Source organism: Sphingomonas sp. 77B, assembly GCF_056497825.1.
The window spans coordinates 2,548,552-2,566,711 of sequence record NZ_JBWMBY010000001.1; the positions used below are offsets into that span (position 1 = coordinate 2,548,552).

At 67.2% G+C, this 18,160-nt stretch carries 16 protein-coding genes; 7 read left to right on the forward strand and 9 right to left on the reverse strand.

From position 1 onward, the window contains the following. Nucleotides 1-97 precede the first annotated feature (97 nt). Together AC1GI4_RS12030 and AC1GI4_RS12035 are read left to right on the forward strand one after the other, a co-directional pair. Entirely contained in the window at nucleotides 98-2,893 is a 2,796-nt protein-coding gene (locus AC1GI4_RS12030; protein WP_479629654.1) for a TonB-dependent receptor, read from the forward strand. Nucleotides 2,894-3,047: 154 nt separating this feature from the next. Then, the gene (locus tag AC1GI4_RS12035; RefSeq protein WP_294268580.1) at nucleotides 3,048-3,803 is read left to right on the forward strand and encodes a DeoR/GlpR family DNA-binding transcription regulator; all 756 of its coding nucleotides are present in this window, start codon (nucleotides 3,048-3,050) and stop codon (nucleotides 3,801-3,803) included. Here the strand turns inward: AC1GI4_RS12035 and AC1GI4_RS12040 are convergent. After that, on the reverse strand, nucleotides 3,761-5,068 hold the full coding sequence (locus AC1GI4_RS12040) for an MFS transporter (protein ID WP_479629655.1): 1,308 nt from the start codon (nucleotides 5,066-5,068) through the stop codon (nucleotides 3,761-3,763). The genes AC1GI4_RS12035 and AC1GI4_RS12040 overlap by 43 nt on opposite strands. 113 nt (nucleotides 5,069-5,181) lie before the next feature. Between AC1GI4_RS12040 and AC1GI4_RS12045 the strand changes: the two genes are divergently transcribed. Further along, entirely contained in the window at nucleotides 5,182-6,117 is a 936-nt protein-coding gene (locus AC1GI4_RS12045) for a glutaminase (protein ID WP_479629656.1), read from the forward strand. Here AC1GI4_RS12045 and AC1GI4_RS12050 read toward each other — a convergent pair. From AC1GI4_RS12050 to AC1GI4_RS12060, 3 genes are read right to left on the reverse strand one after another with little or no spacing between them, the layout of a single operon-like run. Further along, the gene (locus AC1GI4_RS12050; protein ID WP_479629657.1) at nucleotides 6,023-6,397 is read right to left on the reverse strand and encodes a hypothetical protein; all 375 of its coding nucleotides are present in this window, start codon (nucleotides 6,395-6,397) and stop codon (nucleotides 6,023-6,025) included. The genes AC1GI4_RS12045 and AC1GI4_RS12050 overlap by 95 nt on opposite strands. Further along, entirely contained in the window at nucleotides 6,390-7,949 is a 1,560-nt protein-coding gene (locus AC1GI4_RS12055; RefSeq protein WP_479629658.1) for a PepSY-associated TM helix domain-containing protein, read from the reverse strand. The genes AC1GI4_RS12050 and AC1GI4_RS12055 overlap by 8 nt, the downstream gene beginning before the upstream one ends. Further along, the gene (locus AC1GI4_RS12060; protein WP_479629659.1) at nucleotides 7,946-8,212 is read right to left on the reverse strand and encodes a hypothetical protein; all 267 of its coding nucleotides are present in this window, start codon (nucleotides 8,210-8,212) and stop codon (nucleotides 7,946-7,948) included. Before AC1GI4_RS12060 ends, AC1GI4_RS12055 begins: the two co-directional genes overlap by 4 nt. Nucleotides 8,213-8,351: 139 nt before the next feature. Here AC1GI4_RS12060 and AC1GI4_RS12065 point away from each other — a divergent pair, with 139 nt between their 5' ends. From AC1GI4_RS12065 to AC1GI4_RS12080, 4 genes are all read left to right on the forward strand, one after another. Continuing rightward, nucleotides 8,352-10,619, forward strand: a complete 2,268-nt coding sequence (locus AC1GI4_RS12065; protein ID WP_479629660.1) for a TonB-dependent siderophore receptor — start codon at nucleotides 8,352-8,354, stop codon at nucleotides 10,617-10,619. An 85-nt stretch (nucleotides 10,620-10,704) separates the two neighbouring features. After that, the gene (locus AC1GI4_RS12070) at nucleotides 10,705-11,517 is read left to right on the forward strand and encodes a ferredoxin--NADP reductase (RefSeq protein ID WP_294268594.1); all 813 of its coding nucleotides are present in this window, start codon (nucleotides 10,705-10,707) and stop codon (nucleotides 11,515-11,517) included. A gap of 244 nt (nucleotides 11,518-11,761) precedes the next feature. Beyond that, nucleotides 11,762-14,599 carry a TonB-dependent receptor gene (locus AC1GI4_RS12075; protein WP_479629661.1) on the forward strand — a complete coding sequence of 946 codons (2,838 nt, stop codon included), beginning with the start codon at nucleotides 11,762-11,764 and terminating at the stop codon, nucleotides 14,597-14,599. A 216-nt stretch (nucleotides 14,600-14,815) separates the two neighbouring features. After that, a complete protein-coding gene (locus AC1GI4_RS12080; protein WP_479629662.1) occupies nucleotides 14,816-15,331 on the forward strand; it encodes a hypothetical protein in 516 nt (171 codons plus the stop codon). A gap of 18 nt (nucleotides 15,332-15,349) precedes the next feature. On the opposite strand, the gene AC1GI4_RS12085 is transcribed toward AC1GI4_RS12080, so the two are convergent. The 5 genes from AC1GI4_RS12085 to AC1GI4_RS12105 are packed head-to-tail and all read right to left on the reverse strand — an operon-like array spanning nucleotide 15,350 to nucleotide 18,156. Then, nucleotides 15,350-15,640, reverse strand: coding sequence for a hypothetical protein (locus AC1GI4_RS12085; protein WP_294268600.1), 291 nt, complete (start codon nucleotides 15,638-15,640; stop codon nucleotides 15,350-15,352). Further along, nucleotides 15,628-16,632, reverse strand: coding sequence for a chemotaxis protein CheB (locus tag AC1GI4_RS12090; protein WP_294268602.1), 1,005 nt, complete (start codon nucleotides 16,630-16,632; stop codon nucleotides 15,628-15,630). Before AC1GI4_RS12090 ends, AC1GI4_RS12085 begins: the two co-directional genes overlap by 13 nt. A 50-nt stretch (nucleotides 16,633-16,682) precedes the next feature. Next, entirely contained in the window at nucleotides 16,683-17,126 is a 444-nt protein-coding gene (locus AC1GI4_RS12095) for a chemotaxis protein CheW (protein WP_294268604.1), read from the reverse strand. 23 nt (nucleotides 17,127-17,149) lie between these two features. Then, nucleotides 17,150-17,527, reverse strand: coding sequence for a response regulator (locus AC1GI4_RS12100; protein ID WP_294268606.1), 378 nt, complete (start codon nucleotides 17,525-17,527; stop codon nucleotides 17,150-17,152). Between the two features lie 32 nt (nucleotides 17,528-17,559). Further along, entirely contained in the window at nucleotides 17,560-18,156 is a 597-nt protein-coding gene (locus AC1GI4_RS12105) for a chemotaxis protein CheD (RefSeq protein ID WP_479629663.1), read from the reverse strand. Nucleotides 18,157-18,160 lie beyond the last annotated feature (4 nt).

An 18,160-nucleotide genomic window follows, 5' to 3' on the forward strand; every position in this document is an offset into this window, starting at 1 on the left:
GGTCAATAAGTCATCGGACTGTCACAGGGCATCTCTAGCGGGGCCGTCGAAGGCGCCCGGGGGGCGTCGCCATCAGAATTGATCCAGGGGGAATTTCATGACCGCTTCGTCCAAGCGGGCGCATGTCGTGCGCCTGTTGTGCAGCACCGCCGCTACCTTCCTGCTCGCCGCGCCCGCGCTGGCGGCCGAGCCGGTCGTCACCAGCGAGCCGGTGGTCGCCGATACCGATCCGCAGGTGGGCGAGGACGTGGTGGTCAAGGGCCATCGCCAGGCGGTGGTCGATGCGCAGGACGAAGCCTTACGCAGCCAGTCGCTGGCCACCGTCGTGTCGGGCGAGGAACTGCGCCTTCAGCCGCAGCAGAATTTGGCCGACCTGCTGACCCGCCTGCCGGGCATCAGCGCCTCGGTCGACCAGTCGCGCAACGCCGCGGCGACGGGCGAGGCGCAATATGTCTCGATCCGCGGGCTCGACACCTCGTACAACGCCTATTCGTTCGACGGCGTGCGGCTGGCGCAGACCGATGCGCGGACCCGTGCGATCTCGATGAACCTGCTGTCGCCCTTCTCGCTCCAGACGGTGCGCGTCGACAAGGCACCGACCGCCAGATATGACGGCGACGCGATCGCGGGCATCATCGACATGGTGCCGATCACCGCCTTCGACCTGCCCAATCACCGCAGCCAGATCCGCTTCCAAGGCCAGATCGCGGGCCGTGCCGTCGCGCGGGGCGAAGACCCCTGGGGCGGCACCGCCCAGTTCGAGACGGCGCAGCGCTTCGGCGATCTCGGTGTCTATGCCTCGGCCTATTACGGTCTGAAGCATGTGCTGGGCGAGTCGACCGCCGTCCAGCATGACTGGGAGAAGTATAACAACAATATCCCCGGCATGATCCGCGACAATCTGGACAATCTGTTCGCGCGCGGGGCCCAGTGGCAGGCGTTCCGCAACCGTATCCAGCGGCTGGGCGGTACGTTGAACCTCGACTGGAAGGGCGAGACGACCGACCTCTACTGGCACTCGACCTATGGCCAGTATAATCTTAAGAGCTGGATGGACCAGACCGCGCTGCGCCAGACCAGCCTTGCGCCCTATCAGATCAATCCGAACCCCAATAAGGGGGCCTATGACGCCGCCGGCTATCGCGCCGATTACGGCCTGACCGCGACCGACTATTTCCGCACCGAGCACAGCAACCAGGCGCTGGTGACGACCAAGATCGGCGGGCAGAGCCGGTCGGGCGACTTCACCTTCGACTATCACGGCGCCTATTCGCGCGGGTCGCAGGATTATCCGTTGCGCATCCAGTCGGGTTTCGCGGGCGCGCCCTATATCGGCACAGCCGACAATACGGGCGTCGCCAATTACCGCATGGTCACCTCGATCGGCCAGCGTACCTTCCCGCAGGTCGTGCTGACCGACGCGGCGCGCGCGTACCTCACCGACCTGACCAAGCTGAAGCAGTGGTACGTCACCCAGCAGTTCGAGAACGCCTGGGAACGCCGTCTGGAGGGGCAGTTCGACACCACCTGGCACCATGCCGATCAGGGCCTAGTGTCGATCTCGGCGGGCGCCAAGGTCGAGGATGCCAAGCGTTACGCCAATGCGCTGGGTGACGACGGCGCACTGCAATATACCTTCCCCAATGCCGATGGCTCGGCCTCTCCGCGTTACGCCGCGACGGGCCCCGGCCTGATGACGCTGCCCGGCCGGATGCTCGGCGGGTTCATGAACGGCGCGGCACAGGTGCCGATCTTCCTGATCGACCCCCGCTTCATTGAGGATCAGGTGGCGCGGCTGTCGAGCCCGAAGATCGCCGGGCTCGACCCCGTCAAGCTGAAGGAAAATCGCCTGGACGGGCGCGAGAACCGGCTGTCGGGCTATGTCATGACCACGCTGCAGTTCGGCGATCTTCAGGTCGTGCCGGGCGTGCGCTACGAATATAATCGGTTCAAGGGCACCTATTGGCAGGACCAGGGCAACGACACCGGCAAGTTCGTCACGTCCAACCGCAACTATGACATGTGGCTGCCCAGCGTCATCGCCAATTACCGGCCCAACGACACGATGGTGGTCCGCGCCTCGATCCGGAAGAGCTATTCGCGTCCGGCCTTCGACCTGTTGCTCGGCCCGACGCAGGTGTCGCGCAACGATCTGGGCGAGGTGACCGGGGTGTTCATCCCCAACCCCAATCTGAACGCGCAGACGTCTTGGAATTACGATGCCTCCGTCGAGTATAAGGGGCCGGGCACCGACTTCTTCTCGATCAGCCCCTTCTACAAGAGCCTGAACCACGTCCTGTTCGCGACCGGCACCACCAATGCCAGCGGCGACTATAACATCTGGGGCAACCCCCAGTCGGAACAGCAGGGCGGGGTCGAGGTGTCGAGCCTGACCACCAATGCCACCGGCAAGATCTATGGCGTCGAGCTGTTCGGGCGCTATTCGCTGAAGGGCCTGCCGGGGCTGCTCGACGGGCTGGGCCTCCAGGCCAATGTCACGGTGCAGCGCGCCACGGCACGGGTGTTCGTCAACGGCCAGATGCGCGACCAGCGCATGACCCAGGCGCCCAAGATCATGTACAATGCCGCGCTGTTCTATGCCCATGGCCCGCTGTCGGCGGAGTGGAACTACAATTATACCGGCGACCGGCTGTACGATCTGCGCTCCAGCCGCCCGGACACCTATATCCAGCCGACGACGATCTCGAACCTGATCGTCAACTATGTCCTGCCCTCGGGCCTGACGGTCGGCGTGTCGGTGCAGAACCTGTTCGACGAACACAGCTATTGGGCGACCACCAGCGAGCGCAAGGCGTACCTCTCGAACGACCGCAAGGGCGGCTATGTCGAGACGGGGCGCATCTACATGCTCAACCTGACCTACGCCTTCTAAGCTTACCCCCTCCCCGATCCGGTGCCTGCCCCCCAGCGGCACCGGAGCGCTCCTGCGCCGACGGTGCATTCCATGTGCCGTCGGCGACTTTGTGTGGGGTTCCTGACCGAACAGCCCCGCGCTAGCATGGCTCGAAAGAGAGGATCTGCCCGAAATGATGAAACGCCAGCGCCGCCAGCATGAGATCGTGGCGCATCTTGCCGAAGGCGGATTCCATGGCATCGGCGAGCTGGCCGAGGCGCTGTCGGTGTCAGAGGAGACGGTGCGGCGCGAGCTGCGCGTGCTGGAGGCATCGGGCGCGGTCGTCCGCGCGCACGGCGCGGTGCGCATCGCCAAGGTCGAGACCGAGGGCTCCTTCGCCACCCGCCTGCAACGCCATGCCGAGGCCAAGCAGCGCATCGCCGCCGCCGTCGCGCAGGTCGTGGCGGACGGACAGGCCGTCTATATCGATGCCAGCACCACCGGCCATTATGTCGCGCGCGCGCTGCGGGATCATCAGGGGCTGACCGTCGTGACCAACGCGGTCGGCGTTGCCGCCGAACTGGGCGGGCGCAACGACAATCGCATCATGCTGGCGGGCGGTGAGATGGATTATGAGTATCGCGCCTGTTTCGACGCCACCGCGCGCGAATATCTGGCCATGTTCACGCCTGCGCTCGCGATCCTGTCGGTGGAGTCGGTCAATCTCGACCATGGTTTCGCCGATTATCATGCGGGCGAGGCGGCGGTGTGCCGCATGATGATCGCCCGCTCGCGCCGCACGCTGATCGCCGCCGACCAGAGCAAGTTCGACCGCCCCGGCACGATCCAGGTCGCGGCGCTCGATGCCGTGGCGATGCTCGTGACCGATGCGCCCCTGTCCCCCGCTTATGCCGAGGCGCTGGCGGGGGTGGAGGTGGTGGTCGCCTGACCGCGCGGGATGAGCAGCGCGACGCCGGTGCCCGTCAGCGCGAGCATGGCGTGGATCGCCCAGAATTGCGGCTGCGCCATGCGGGCATAGAGCGCGCCCAACTCGCCCACCACCAGATGCGCGACGAAGCCGTGGAGATAGAACAGCCCGGTCATCACCCCGCGTCGGGACGGCGGCGCGGCGGCGGCGACGATGGCCAGCGCCGAGGGCCAGGACAGGACGACGCCGAGCGAGAGCAGCAGCACCGCGCAGAGCGGGCCGCCGAGCCCCGCCACGGCGTCTCCGCGTGAAAGCCAGGCGAGCAGCGCATAGGCGACGGCGATCGCCATGCCCCCGGCGGCCAGCTTGTGCGCCGCGCTTGGCTCGCGGGGCAGGCGGGGCCAGAGGCGATAGGCGAGCAGCGCCAGGGCGATGGTGAACAGTCCGTCCATCGCCGCCAGCCAGTTGGGCGGCACGCTCAGCCCGCCGATCGACAGCGCGACGCGCTGCTTCGCCCAGAGCAGCACCATGTTGTTCAGTTGTTCATAGGCGCAAAAGCACAATGTCACCGCCGCGATGGCGGGAAGTACGCGACGCCACTCGGTCCTGGGCGATCCGATCGCCGGGGCGACGGTGCGCGGCACCGGCGGCGCGAACCGGAGGATCAGCATCGCCGCGACCATGCTGCCCGCCATGGCGACAAAGGCGGCGGGATAGCCGAAGCGAAGCGCCAGCCATCCGCCGATCAGCGGCCCCAGCATCGCGCCCCCGTTCAGGAACGCGAGATAGGCCGCGAACACCCGTTCGCCCCCCGCAGCCCCGCGCAATGCGCCGACTTCGGCGGCCAGATTGCCCTTGAGCAGTCCGATACCGCCGATCAGCAGCGCCAGGCCCGGCAACGCCCAGATGCGGCTCGCCAGTGCGAACAGCCCCAGCGTCATCAGCATCGCCCCGCCATACATGGCGCTCCGCCGCCGCCCGCTCCTGTCGGCGATCCAACCGCCCAGCGGCAGCACCAGATAGGTCAGCGCACCGTAAAGGCCGTAAAGCTGCGAGGCGAAGGCCACATCGCCATGCGCGCCGGTCACGCCCTCGATCGCTGCGCGCAGGCCCGCCATGCCCAGGACGATGTCGCCCTTCGCGAACAGGTCGGTCACCAGGAACAGGGTCAGCAGCGATTTCGCCCCCTGGATCGCGCAACGTTCCCACCCCTCGACGCTGGCTAGCGTCCAGAATCCGCGGGCGGGCGGGGCGGTGTCCCCATCGCGCTTTGGCCTGTCGCGCATGATGCTGATGTCGATCCGTCTGTGCTTTGGGAGGAAGCGACGGCTCCCTAGCGGCGGTTTGTGACGGGTTCGCGGCGCTCGACAAAGCATCCGCCGCACGGCACGACGGCGCCATGGACCTGTCCGCGATCGTCGCCGATATCGCCGCCGAGATGGCCGAGGCCCCCGACCGGGGCACACCGGCCGACTATATCCCCGCGCTGGCGGGCATCGACCCGTCCCGCTTCGGCATCGCCATCGTCGAGGCGGACGGCCGTTGCCATTTGGCGGGCGATGCCGAGGAGAGCTTCTCGATCCAGAGCATCTCCAAGGTCTTCGCGCTGACGCTGGCGCTGGGCGCGGTCGGCGACCAGCTGTGGCGTCGGGTGGGGCGCGAGCCGTCGGGGACCGCGTTCAACTCGATCGTCCAGCTGGAGACGGAACAGGGCATTCCGCGCAACCCCTTCATCAATGCGGGCGCGATCGTCGTCGCCGACGTTCTGTTGGGCAATCACGAACCGCGCGAGGCGATCGGCGAGATGCTGCGCTTCGTCCGCGCGCTGGCCGGGGAGGACGACATCGTCATCGATGCCGCCGTCGCGCAGGCCGAGATGGAGACCGGGCACCGCAACCAGGCGCTGGCGCACTACATGCGCTCGTTCGGCAATCTGCATCACCCTGTCGACCGGGTGCTGGGTGTCTATTTCCACTTCTGCGCGCTGGCGATGAGCTGTCGGCAGCTGGCGCTGGCCGGGCGTTACCTGATGGCGCGGGGCCTCCATCCGGGGACCGGCCGTTCGGTCGTGTCACCGCAGCGGGCGCGGCGGATCAACGCGCTGATGATGAGCTGCGGCCATTATGACGGGTCGGGCGAGTTCGCCTTTCGCGTCGGCCTGCCAGGCAAGTCGGGGGTGGGCGGCGGCATCCTGGCGATCGTGCCCGGCCGCGCGTCGATCGCCGTCTGGTCGCCCGGCCTCAACGCGCGCGGGAATTCGCAGCTTGGTACGCTGGCGCTCGAGCGGCTGGTGCAGCGGACGGGCTGGTCCGTGTTCGACCCGCAAGCCGGTTGACCGCCCGCAGGGGCGCAAAGGCCGCCTGCGCGCGCACCGACAGGATCAGGTTGAGCGCGACGCCCGCGATCGAGGCGGCGCCGAACAGGCGCACGATCCGCTCGCCCGTGACCGCCGTGCCGCACCCCGACAAAGCCAGCAGCAGCACCGCGCCGCCGAGCAGCTTCAGGCCCATGCGCAGCCGTGCGTCGTGCAGCGTCCCCGCCTCCCTGGCATGGCGATAGGACCCGGCGGCCAGCAACCAGAAGCCGATGAAGCAAAGGGCGATCGTATCAAGCATGGGCAGGCTCCATGGACCGGCGCGACCGGCCGGGGGTTTTGGGGGCGGGGCGGGCGCTGATCCGGGCGGCGATGGCAAAGCCGATGCCGATGGCCAGACAGGACAGGTCGAAGGCGACGAACAGCTGGTCGCCGTCGAGCAGCGAGGGGACCAGCCAGCGCGAGGTGGTCAGCGCGTTGACCACGGGAATCGCAGCCCAGAAGGTGGCGGCGATACCGAACAGCATGGTCCAGGCGCGCCGTGCGGGCAGGCCGAGCTGCGCCAACGCCAGCAGGCCCCAGGTCCAGAACATCGCCGACACTTCCATATCGGCGCGACCATCCAGCGTGGCCGGGATCAGCCGGTTGGCGAGGAGATAGGCGGCCATGCCCGCCGGGAAGGCGGCGATCACGGCGATGTTCAGCCGCTCGGCCAGCTTCAGGCCGAAGAAGGGCGGAGCCCCCGGCTTGCGGCGCTTGGCGGTCCACAGCAGCAGGCCGGTGCCGACCATCGCCGCGCCGGTCAGCCCCATGACGAAATAGGCCCAGCGCAAGGCGGGTCCCGCAAAACCGGCGATGTGCAGGCCCAGCATGACGCCCGCCGTGTCGATCGCGGCGGCGGCATCGCCGCTGCGGCTGACCAAGCGGCCGGTCGCGCCGTCATAGGTGGCGGTGGGTGTGCGCGAGTTGATCGCGCCGCGCTTGGCCTGAGCGATGGTGATACGGGCCGCCGCATCGCCCGGATTCTGGATGATGACGCGCGTGGCGGGACCGCCCAGCCGCCGTTCGGCGTCGCGGACCAGCGGCGCGATCGCGACCAGCGGACGGCGCACGCCGCTGGCGGGTACGTCGGCGGGGGTGCCATAGGCGGTCTGCATGAACTGCGCGGGCTTGGCGTAGTTCATCATCACCGGCCAGGGCATGTACATCGTGACCAGCGTGATGAGCCCGGTATAGGTGATCATCGCGTGATAGGGCAGGCCGAGCACGGCCGATACGTTATGCGCGTCGAGCCAGCTGCGCTGCCCCTTGTTCCAGCGCAGCGTGAAGAAGTCGGCGAAGATGCGCTTATGGGTGATGACGCCCGAAATGATCGCGCCCAGCATCGCCATCGCGCACAGCCCCGCCAGCCAGCGACCCCAGGGGTGCGGCAGCTGAAGCTGGAAATGGAAGCGATAGAATTCCTCGCCGCCCCTGGTGTCGCGCGCCGCGAGAGGCGCGCCGCTGACGGGATCGAGGTCCAGCTCGTTGCCGCGTGTCTTGGGATCGGGCTTGGCGGGGATGCGGAAGATGCGGGTGGCGACCGTGCGCGCGTCGGGCAGGTAGATATACCATTGCAGGTCGTCGGGCCCGACCCGTGACAGATACCGCACCGCCGAATCCGCCGCCTGCGCCGGAGGGGCCGCCTGGGCCCGGATTTCGGGCTGCATCCAGCGGGTGATCTCGGGCCGGAAATAGGCCGAGGTGCCGGTCAGGAACATGGTGAACAGGATCCAGCCTGCGATCAGACCCAGCCAGCCATGCGCCCAGGCCATGCTCTGCCGCCAGCCCGGCTGGACGCCCTTGCCGCTCATGCGCGGACGCCCAGCAACTTTAGCAGCACCGCCATCGCGATCGCCCCGCCCCAGATGACGGCGCTGACCCGGCCCAGCCGAACCTCGTGCAGCGACCACAGTCCGACCCCGGCGTAAAGCAGGAAGGACAGGACCATCGGCCATCCGGTCGCGTCGACCCGCGCCATCGCATCGGGGGCGGGCAGCAGGCGCGCGGTCAGCATCGCGGCCGCGACCGCAAAGCCATAGCATCCGAGAATCGCGGTGATCCAGCGCCACGCCATGGCGGCGCCCCGTCGCCAGCGCGCTCCGCCTTCTTCGTCAATGGCCTGGCCCGATGCCACCCGCGCTTTCCCCTTGTCATCTCGATGTCATCGCTTTAGCAGCATTTGAGAGTCACTATCAATAGCAGGGAGTAAATTTATGCGCGCACTTCGCGGAGCGCTGCTGGCAGCGTGCGCCACCGGGGGACTGTTGGGCGGCGCGCTTCCTGCCCATGCGATGACCCTGTCCGATGAGGACCAGCAGCGCCTGCGCAACGAGGATATCGTGGTCGAGGGGCAGCGCGAGAAGAAGAGCGCGTCCTCGGGCACCAAGACCGATGTGCCGCTGATCGCGACGCCGCAGAGCATCACCGTCATCGACCAGGAGGAACTGACCCGGCGCAACGCGCTGTCGATCAATCAGGCGTTGGGCTATGTCGCAGGCGTCGCGCCCAACCAGCGCGGCAATGTCGCCACCCGCTATGACCAGCTCTACTTGCGCGGCTTTGCGCCGGGCATCTTCATGGACGGGATGCGGCTGTTGGGCGGCGTCTATGCCAGCCCGCAGGTCGATTTCCATCTGGTCGAATCGGTCGATGTGGTGAAGGGCCCGGCGGGTGTCACCTATGGCTCGGGCACGCCGGGCGGGCTCATCAACCTGACCAGCAAGCTGCCCTATGCGGGGCCCGGCGGGCGGATCGAGCTGGCGGCGGGCAATTACGCGCTGCTGCGCTCCAGCATCGATGTGAACCAGCCGCTCGACGCGAACGACCGCTGGCTGTTCCGCATGATCGCGGGGGCCGAGGAGTCGGACGGCTTCATCCAATCCACCGTCAATCGCCGCTATTACGCACGCCCCATGCTGACCTTCGCCCCCGACAAGGCGACCAGCGTGACGTTGATCCTGAATTACCAGCGCGATCCCGAATCGGGGTCGTATAGCGGCGTGCCGGTCTATGGTTCGGCGCTGCCCAATCCGTTCGGGGTGCTGCCGGTCGACTTCAACACGTCCGAGCCGTCCTACGAAGCGTTCGACCGGACACAGAAATCGGCGACGATCCTGTTCCGCCACGACCTGAACGACCGGCTGAGCTGGACCACCAATGCCCGCTACCTCGCGATCGGGCTGCATTATCGGCAGATCTACGGCTCGGGCTATGTGACGCGCGGGACAGGTGCCAACGCCAATAGCGACTTCTCGACGCTCCAGCGCGGCGGCGGCGGATCGGACGAGGCGTTCCAGACCTTCACCGTCGACAATCATCTGGTCGGCAAGCTCGACACCGGCTCGGTCCATCACACCCTGCTGGGCGGCGTCGACTGGCAGCATAATCGCGGCGAGAATTACCAGGCGTTCTTCACCGGGCAAAATGCGAACCCGGTGTTCAACATCCCCAATCTCAGCCTGTTCGCGCCGGTTTACGGCGTGCCGCTGCCGACCTTCCCGATCACCCAGACGCACAATTACACCAAGCGCGATCAGGTCGGCGTCTATCTCCAGGACCAGATCGCGATCGGCGGGCTGCAACTGATCGCCAGCGGGCGCTGGGACACGTACAACCAGACGACGCAGAATCTGAACACCAACGCCGTCACCCGGCTGAACCAGACGGCGTTCACCACCCGTCTGGGAGCACTGTACGAGACCAGGATCGGCCTCTCGCCCTTCGTCAGCTATTCGGAGAGCTTCGAGCCGCAGGCGGGCAGCACCTGGGACGGCAGCAACTTCATCCCCGTCACCGGCCGCCAGTACGAGGCGGGGCTGAAATACCAGCCGCGCGGCACGACCGCCTTGTTCACCCTGTCCGCCTTCGACCTGCGTCGCGGCAACGTGCCGGTCGCCGATCCGCGCGCGGGCACGGGCAATATCCCCAGCAACTCGCAGGTGCAGATCGGCGAGGTGTCGGTGCGCGGGATCGAACTGGACGGGCGCGGCACGGTAGCACCCGGCTTCGACGTGGTCGTCGCCGCCACCTATAACGACCCCTATGTCCGGCAGGGGACGCCCGTGGTCGGCACCGGCGACCAGATGAGCGGCGTCACCGGCACGCGGCCTCTGGGCGTGCCGCAATGGAGCGCGTCGAGCTTCCTGTCCTATGATCTGGGCAAGGCGGGTGTCGGCAGCGCGCTGGGTGGCCTGAGCCTGGGGGCGGGGGTGCGCTATGTCGGTGAATCGGATGGCACCGCGACGACGGTGGCATCGGGTCGCACCGTCGTGCGTCGTTTCCAGTCGCCCGATTACTGGCTTGCCGATCTGATGCTGGGCTATGACCTTGGCCGGGTCAGCCCGGCGATGGAGGGGCTGAGCTTCACCGCCAATGTCGCCAACCTGTTCGACAAGCGACACATCACCAGCTGTTTCTTCAACAATGGCTGCTATTACGGGGCATCGCGGACCTTTGTAGGCAGCCTGCGCTATTCTTGGTAAGGGCGCATCCGATTCATTCGCACATGACGTATTCGCCCCCCTCGCCGAACGCACGGCGGGCGGGGGCGCAAAGGAGTTTTGAGGTTTGTCGACCGATACTGCCCTGCCCGAACTGACCCCGACCACGGCGCTGAGCGTCGAGACGGTTCAGAGCGTCCATCACTGGAACGAGCATCTCTTCTCCTTCTCGGTGTCGCGCCCCGACAGCTTCCGCTTCCGCTCGGGCGAGTTCGTGATGATCGGGCTTCAGGGCGACAACGGCAAGCCGCTGCTCCGCGCCTATTCGGTCGCCAGCCCGTCCTATGACGAGAAGCTCGATTTCCTGTCGATCAAGGTCGAGGACGGCCCGCTGACCAGCAAGCTGCAAAAGGTGCAGCCGGGCGATAACATCTATCTGGGCCGCAAGCCCACCGGCACGCTGGTCGCCGACGCGCTGCTGCCCGGCAAGCGGCTGTTCATGCTGTCGACGGGCACCGGCCTCGCGCCGTTCCTGTCGGTCGCGCGCGATCCGGACATCTATGACATGTTCGACGAGGTGGTGATCGTCCACTCGGTGCGCCGGGTCAGCGACCTGGCCTTCCATGACGAGCTGGCGGGCAAGCTGGCTGACGATCCGCTGGTCGGCGACGTGGCGCAGGAGAAGTTCCACTATGTGCCCACCGTCACGCGCGAGCCGTTCCACACCACGGGCCGCATCGACGCGCTGATCGAGGATGGCCGCCTGTTCGCCGGGCTCCCCAGCCAGCATGGTTTCAACCCGGAAACCGACCGGATCATGATGTGCGGCAGCATGGAGATGATCAAGTCGCTGGGCGCGAAGTTCGAGGACATGGGCTTCCCCGAAGGCTCGAACGCGCAGCCGGGCGCCTATGTGATCGAGAAGGCATTCGCGGGGTAACCTTTTCCTCCCCGGCACGGGGAGGGGGACCGCCGCAAAGCGGTGGTGGAGGGGGCTATCCGCAAAGGATGCCCTGCGCGGAAGCCCCCCTCCGTCAGGCCTACGGCCTGCCACCTCCCCGTGCCGGGGAGGAATATAAATGCCGCCCCCGCACTACCCGCGACATTTGTCGCCATCGACGGCACATTTGTGCGACAATTGCGTCCTAACGCCCGAAACCTCGGATAAGCGAAAAGGGACGGACATGCGGCTTTGGGCGGGTTTGATGCTGGCGAGCGCGATGCCGGCGATCGCACAGGCGCAGGTCTCGACCGAACCTGCCCCGCAGGCCCCGGCCCCTTCGACGGCTGCCGCGCCCGTCGCCGCCACGCCCACGGCACCGCAAGGGCAGACGACCGCTCCGACCCGCTCCCAGGCACAGCCCGAGGCCGAGGAGGAAGGCGAGGAGGCGGAAGCCGACGTCGTCGTCACCGCGCGGCGCGAACCCGGCAAGGTCATCGGCGATATCCCGCCCGACCAGCAGCTCAGCCCCGCCGATATCCGCTCCTACGGCGTGTCGAGCGTCTCCGACCTGCTCACCGAACTGGCGCCGCAGACGACCAGCGGGCGCGGCGGATCGCCGGTGATCCTGCTCAACGGGCGCCGCATCGCGGGCTTCCAGGAAATCCGCGACCTGCCGACTGAGGCGATCCTGCGCGTCGACATCTTCCCCGAGGAAGTCGCGCTGAAATACGGCTATCGCGCCGACCAGAAGGTGGTGAACTTCGTCCTGCGGCCGCGCTTCCGCTCGCTGGCGGCCGAGGCGATCGGCAAGGTGCCGACGCAGGGCGGGTCGGCGATGGAGCAGGGCAAGCTCGACTGGTTGCAGATCCGCCGCGACAAGCGGCTGAGCATCCACACCGATTTCTCCAACACCTCGCGCCTGACCGAGGCGGAGCGCGGCATCATCGCGCCCCGCTCCAACGCGTCGCTGGGCGGCAATATCGTTACCGCCGATCCGGGCCTGGCCGCGCTGACCGGGGCCAGCCCCAGCGTGGTCGGCATTCCCGGTGGCCTGACTGCCGCGCCGTCGCTGGCGCAGCTCGCGGGGAGCCCGGCGACGAGCACCGACGTCACCCCCTATCGCACGCTGCAATCGGCGCAGCGGCAATGGGACGCCAATATCGTCTATTCGCGCAACATCTTCGACAAGGTGTCCGCCTCGTTTAATGCCGAGGTGCAGACGACGCAGAGCAACAGCTGGAACGGCCTGCCCTCGGCGAATCTGACGCTGCCCGCGGGCAATCCCTATTCGCCGTTCGGGGCGGCCGCGACGGTCAGCCGTCTGACCGATGCCTATGGCCCGCTGGTCCAGAACAATACCGGGCTGACCGCGCATTTCGGCACCGTGTTCAACGGCGATATCGGCCGCTGGCGCTGGTCGGTGACGGGCGCCTATGACCGGGCCGAGAGCCGGGTGGCGACCGATACCGGGCTCGATATTGCCGGGTTGCAGGCGCGGCTCAACGCGGGCGATCCGACGGCCAACCCTTACGGGCCGCTCGACGGGCTGGGGCTGGCGGCGCGCAATTTCGCGCGCTCGACCTCCTCCGCCGGACAGGTCGATGCGCTGCTCAACGGCCGCGTCTTCGCGCTGCCCGCGGGCGATGTGCAGGCCAGCGTCAAGGTCGGCGGCCAGACCAGCGACTTTTCCAGCAGCTCGACCCGCTTCGGCATCTTCCAGCAGGACGACGTGTCGCGCGATATCGTCAACGGCCAGGCCAATCTGGACCTGCCCATCGCCAATCGCGACCGCCAGGTGCTGGGCGCGATCGGCGACCTGTCGCTGAACGTCAATGTCGGCGCGGATCACCTGTCGGACTTCGGCACGCTGACCACGATCGGCTACGGCGCCAACTGGTCGCCGCTGGAGGGGGTGCGGGTCATCGCCTCCTGGACCGATCAGGAGGATGCACCGACCGCGCAGCAACTGGGCAATCCGTCGATTACCACGCCCAATGTCCGCCTGTTCGACTATGTGCGCGGCACCACCGCGACGATCACGGCGATCACCGGCGGCAATCCGAACCTGCTCGCGGACAATCGCCATGTCATGAAGCTGGGCCTGACGCTGAAGCCCTGGCGCGACCGCGACATCAACCTGACCGCCAATTACTACCGGATCGACACCGACGATGCGATCGCGTCCTTCCCGACGCCGACCGCCGCGATCGAGGCGGCCTTTCCGGGGCGTTTCACCCGCGACCAGGCGGGCAACCTGCTGAGCGTGGATTCGCGCCCGATCAACTTCGCGGGCACCGAGCGGTCGCAGCTGCGCTGGGGCTTCAACTTCTCCAAGCCGATCAAGTCGAAGATCCAGAAGGAACTGGAGGCGTTCCGCGCCGGGACCGGCCCCAATCCCTTTGCCGGGATGAATTTCCCCGGGCGTCGTGGCGGTGACGGGGAAGGTCCGCGTCGCGAAGGGCAGGGCGGTCCCGGTGGCCCCGGTGCGGGCGGCCCCGGTGCGGGCGGCCCCGGTGCGGGTGGTCCCGGTCGTGGCCCGGGCGGCGGCGGTTTTCGCGGCGGCGGCTTCGGTGGCGGTCGTGGCGGCGGCGGTGGGCGCATCCAGTTCGCGGCCTATCATACGTGGACCTTTGCCGACCGCGTGAATATCGCGAATGGCGGCCCGGTGCTCGACCTGTTGCGCGGCGATGCGATCGGGTCGAGCGGCGGCACCTCGCGCCATCAGGTGCAGGTGCAGTCGGGCTATTCCAACAACGGCATCGGCGTTCGCCTGTCGGGCAACTGGCAGAGCGCGACGCGGGTCAATGGCGGCACCCCGGCCAATCCGCAGGCGCTGAACTTCGGCAGCCTGGCGACGGTCGACCTGCGCCTGTTCGCCGATCTGGGCCAGCGGCTGGACCTGTTGAAGGCGCATCCCTGGCTGCGCGGCACGCGGGTCAGCCTGTCCTTCGACAATCTGTTCAACCAGCGCCAGCGCGTGACCGATGCCAATGGCACCGTGCCGATCGGCTATCAGCCCGGTTATCTTGATCCGCTGGGCCGCACCGTTCGCCTGTCGATCCGCAAGCTGTTCTTCTGAGGATCGAAGCCATAGCCGCCCCTTTGTTATGAAAACACATCCGAAGCGGGATCAATTCGGGATCGCGTCCACCAGATATTGATTAACCTATTCTAATTTAGGTAGCATCCGGCGATCTCGGGAATTGCGGCCATGCGACGGAATCGGAATATTCCGCTCATGACGTACCGGCCAGCGTCGGCAGCGGGGGGATGCATGGATCGGGGCGAACGGATCATGAGTGACCGCTATGACGAGCGGATAGAAGATGCGAGCGGCGCGAACGGGGGCGCAATCGACGATCACCTCCGTCGCATTCGCGACGAACTGGCGGCGGTGGAATCGCTGGTTCGCGACGAGCAGGAAAAACAGATTGGCGCGGCGGAAATCGGCGCCATCCTGCGCGCCGGGCGCGCGGGGATCGGCAAGGTCTTCAACCCCGATCTGTTCGCGGATCCGGCGTTCGACATGCTGCTGTTCGTCTTCCTGGAGGAAGAAGCGGGGCGCAGCGTGGAGACCAGCGCCTGCTATCGCGCGTCGGGCGTACCACGCACCACGGCCGTTCGCTGGATCAACATGCTGGTGTCGATGGGCATGTTCCACAGCGCGCCGCATCCGACCGATCGTCGGCTGGCGCTGCTCAGCCTGAGCGAGGAGACGCGCGCTTCGACCCGGCAATGGCTGGAGGGGATGCGTCCGCTGGTCGAACGGATGGCGGCGCGACCCGCGATCGCCCCGAAAACCGTCGCCTGACGAGCCGGGGCAGGGGGCTCAGGCCGCCTTCGCCATCCGCGTGCGCAGCCGGTCGGCCAGCGTCTCCAGCGTCACCCCGTCGATCCGCGCCGACACCGGCGCGTCCGAGCGCAGGATGTCGGCGATCGCCAGTTGCGACTGGGTGATGCGGTCGACCGCCTGGATGCTGACCATGTGGCGGCGCAGCGTGTCGGGATCGCTGCCCAGCTCATAGGCCAGGTCGGCGAGCGAGCGGGTCAGGTCGACCAGCTCGTCCGCGAGTGCCCGGGCGAGGACCGGGTCCATGCCCGAGATCGTCACTTGCTGCACAGCTTCACGATGTTGGCGAAGATCGCATCGCCTGCGATCGGCTGCGACACCGCGCCCTTGTTCAGCGTGAAGTCGGTGCCGTCGCGACCGATGGCATAGGCGCCGCCCGCCAGCATCGCGCGCAGACCCGCCGAGCCGTCCTCGTCGTCCAGCGCCAGCAGCACGCCCAGGCCATTGCCGCCCGCCGCCTTGGCCACCGACGCGAAGAGCAGCGAGATCGACGGACGCTCACCCGCCACCGGCTCGCGGGCCAGCAGGCGCAAGCTGCCGTTCGGCCAGGTATCGACGACCATGTGCGTCTCGCCCTGCGGCGCGAAATAGATGGTGCCCTGTTCGACCTTCATGCCGTCGGTCGCCTCGACGACCTTGGGCGCAATCTGCTCGCGCAGCTGCTCGATCATCGGGGTCAGCAGGCCCGGCGACATCTGCTGCACGACCAGGGTCGGCGGGCAGTTGGCGGGGAAGTTCTGGAACAGGTCGAACAGCGCCTGGGTATTGGCGGCATCCGCACCGATCGCCAGCAGGCGGCCGTTCCAGTTGATGTCGGCGGCCGGCCCCTTGCGGCCCTTGGCGGCCTTGCCGCGCTTCAGATCGGCATTGCGCGCCGACTTGATGCGCTTGCCCAGCTTGCCGATGATCGCATCCAGTTCGGACTGAACCGCGACCTTGGGCTTGGGGAAACAGTCGATCGCGCCGAGGCGCAGCGCCTCGACCGACTCGGCGGCGCCCGCGGCCGTCCGGGTCGAGAACATGATGACCGGCATCGGCCGCTCCTCCATGATCTCGGCCAGATATTCCAGGCCGCTCATGCCCGGCATCTCGACGTCCAGCGTCATCACCTCGGGGCGATACTGGTCGACCATCTTGCGTGCCTCGGCTGCGCCGTCGGCGGCGCCCACCACCTGGACGCCCTTGATGCGTTCGAGCGCGCCCGAGATGAGGACCCGCATCGTCAGCGAGTCGTCCACGACCAGAACCTTAACGTCCGCCATTACTCAATACCTTCCAACGGAAACGCCGTTACGTCTTGAAAAACATGGAATTATGCGGCTTCCGCCGTCAATGTCACGCTGTCGGACAGGCGATCGAGCGCCAGGATCAGGATCAATCGCTGTTCGATGGTGGCCAGCCCTTCGAGATAATGCGCGGCCGTCGCCTCGCCCATGTCGGGCAGCGGCTGCATCGCCTCGGGCGGGATGGTCACGATGTCATTCACCGCATCGACGATCAGGCCCTGAAGCTGCTCGCCGATCCGTACCACGATGATGACATGGCGCGCGCTGGGATCGGTCACGCCCCAGCCCAGCCGGTGGCGCAGGTCGAGCACCGGCAGGACCACGCCGCGCAGGTTCACGACGCCGCGCACATGCGCGGGCACGTTGGGCAGCGGGGTCGCGGGCGACCAGGCGCGGATTTCGCGGATGGCCATGATGTCGACGCCCAGGATCTGGTCGCCAAGCTGGAAGGTGATGAGCTGACGCGACATGGTCGGTTCCTCTCCGGAGGGGATCAGTGCAGCACGCGGCGGATGGCCGCGGCGAGCTTTTCGGGATTGAAGGGCTTGACGATCCACCCGGTCGCACCCGCTTCGCGCGCCCGCGCCTTCTTTTCGTCGGAGCTTTCGGTGGTCAGCACCAGGATGGGCAGGTTGCGGCGGTCGGGCTGGCGACGCAGCGCCTCGATCAGGCCGAAACCATCCATGCGCGGCATGTTGATGTCGGTGATGACCAGATCCGGCGCGGTATCGGCCGTCACCCCGTCCAGCGTGTCGAGGGCATGAACGCCATCCTCGGCCTCCAGCACCCGATATCCCATATCGGTGAGCGCGGCGCGCAGAAGCATTCTCATGCTGGGCGAATCGTCCACGGTCATGATGAGTTGGGACACGAACTGGCCTTTCGGGTAAGGATCGAGGGACATTAGAAAAACTCCACATCGCCGGTGGCGGCGGGTGGCGGTGGCGGAGCCGGACGGGCGACGCGCGGCAGGGGAACCGCCGTGTCGGTGACGTGGCGGCAGCGGGCGAGGCCCAGCGCGGGCCGGAACTCGACTCGGCGCGCGCTGACGCCGCCGACATCCTCGCCGACCAGCGCGATCCGCTCGTCCGCCAGGAAACGGCGCGCGAACTGCGCATTGGCCGAGCCGATGTCGCGAAACCCGTCGCGCATCATCGCGCCGCCGAACAGCCTGGCCTTCAGGCTGTGCCGCTGCGCGCCGAGCGCCATCATTGCGTTGATCAGAACTTCCATCGCATACACACCATAGCGCTGCATGGATTTAGGATCGGTTTCCGCGACGCCCGGTTCGGCGAGCAAAAAGTGATTCAATCCGCCGATTCCGGCGATCGGATCGTACAGGCACGCTGAAATGCAGCTGCCCAGCACGGTGGTCAGCACGACGTCCTTGTCCTGGCTGACTCGCGTCTCGCCCTGGATGACGTTGATTCGGCGCAAGCCGTCGCCCCGCGCCAACCGGGTGAAGGGTGTCGGCGGCGGCGGGGGGAGGGCGCTGGTCATGGCG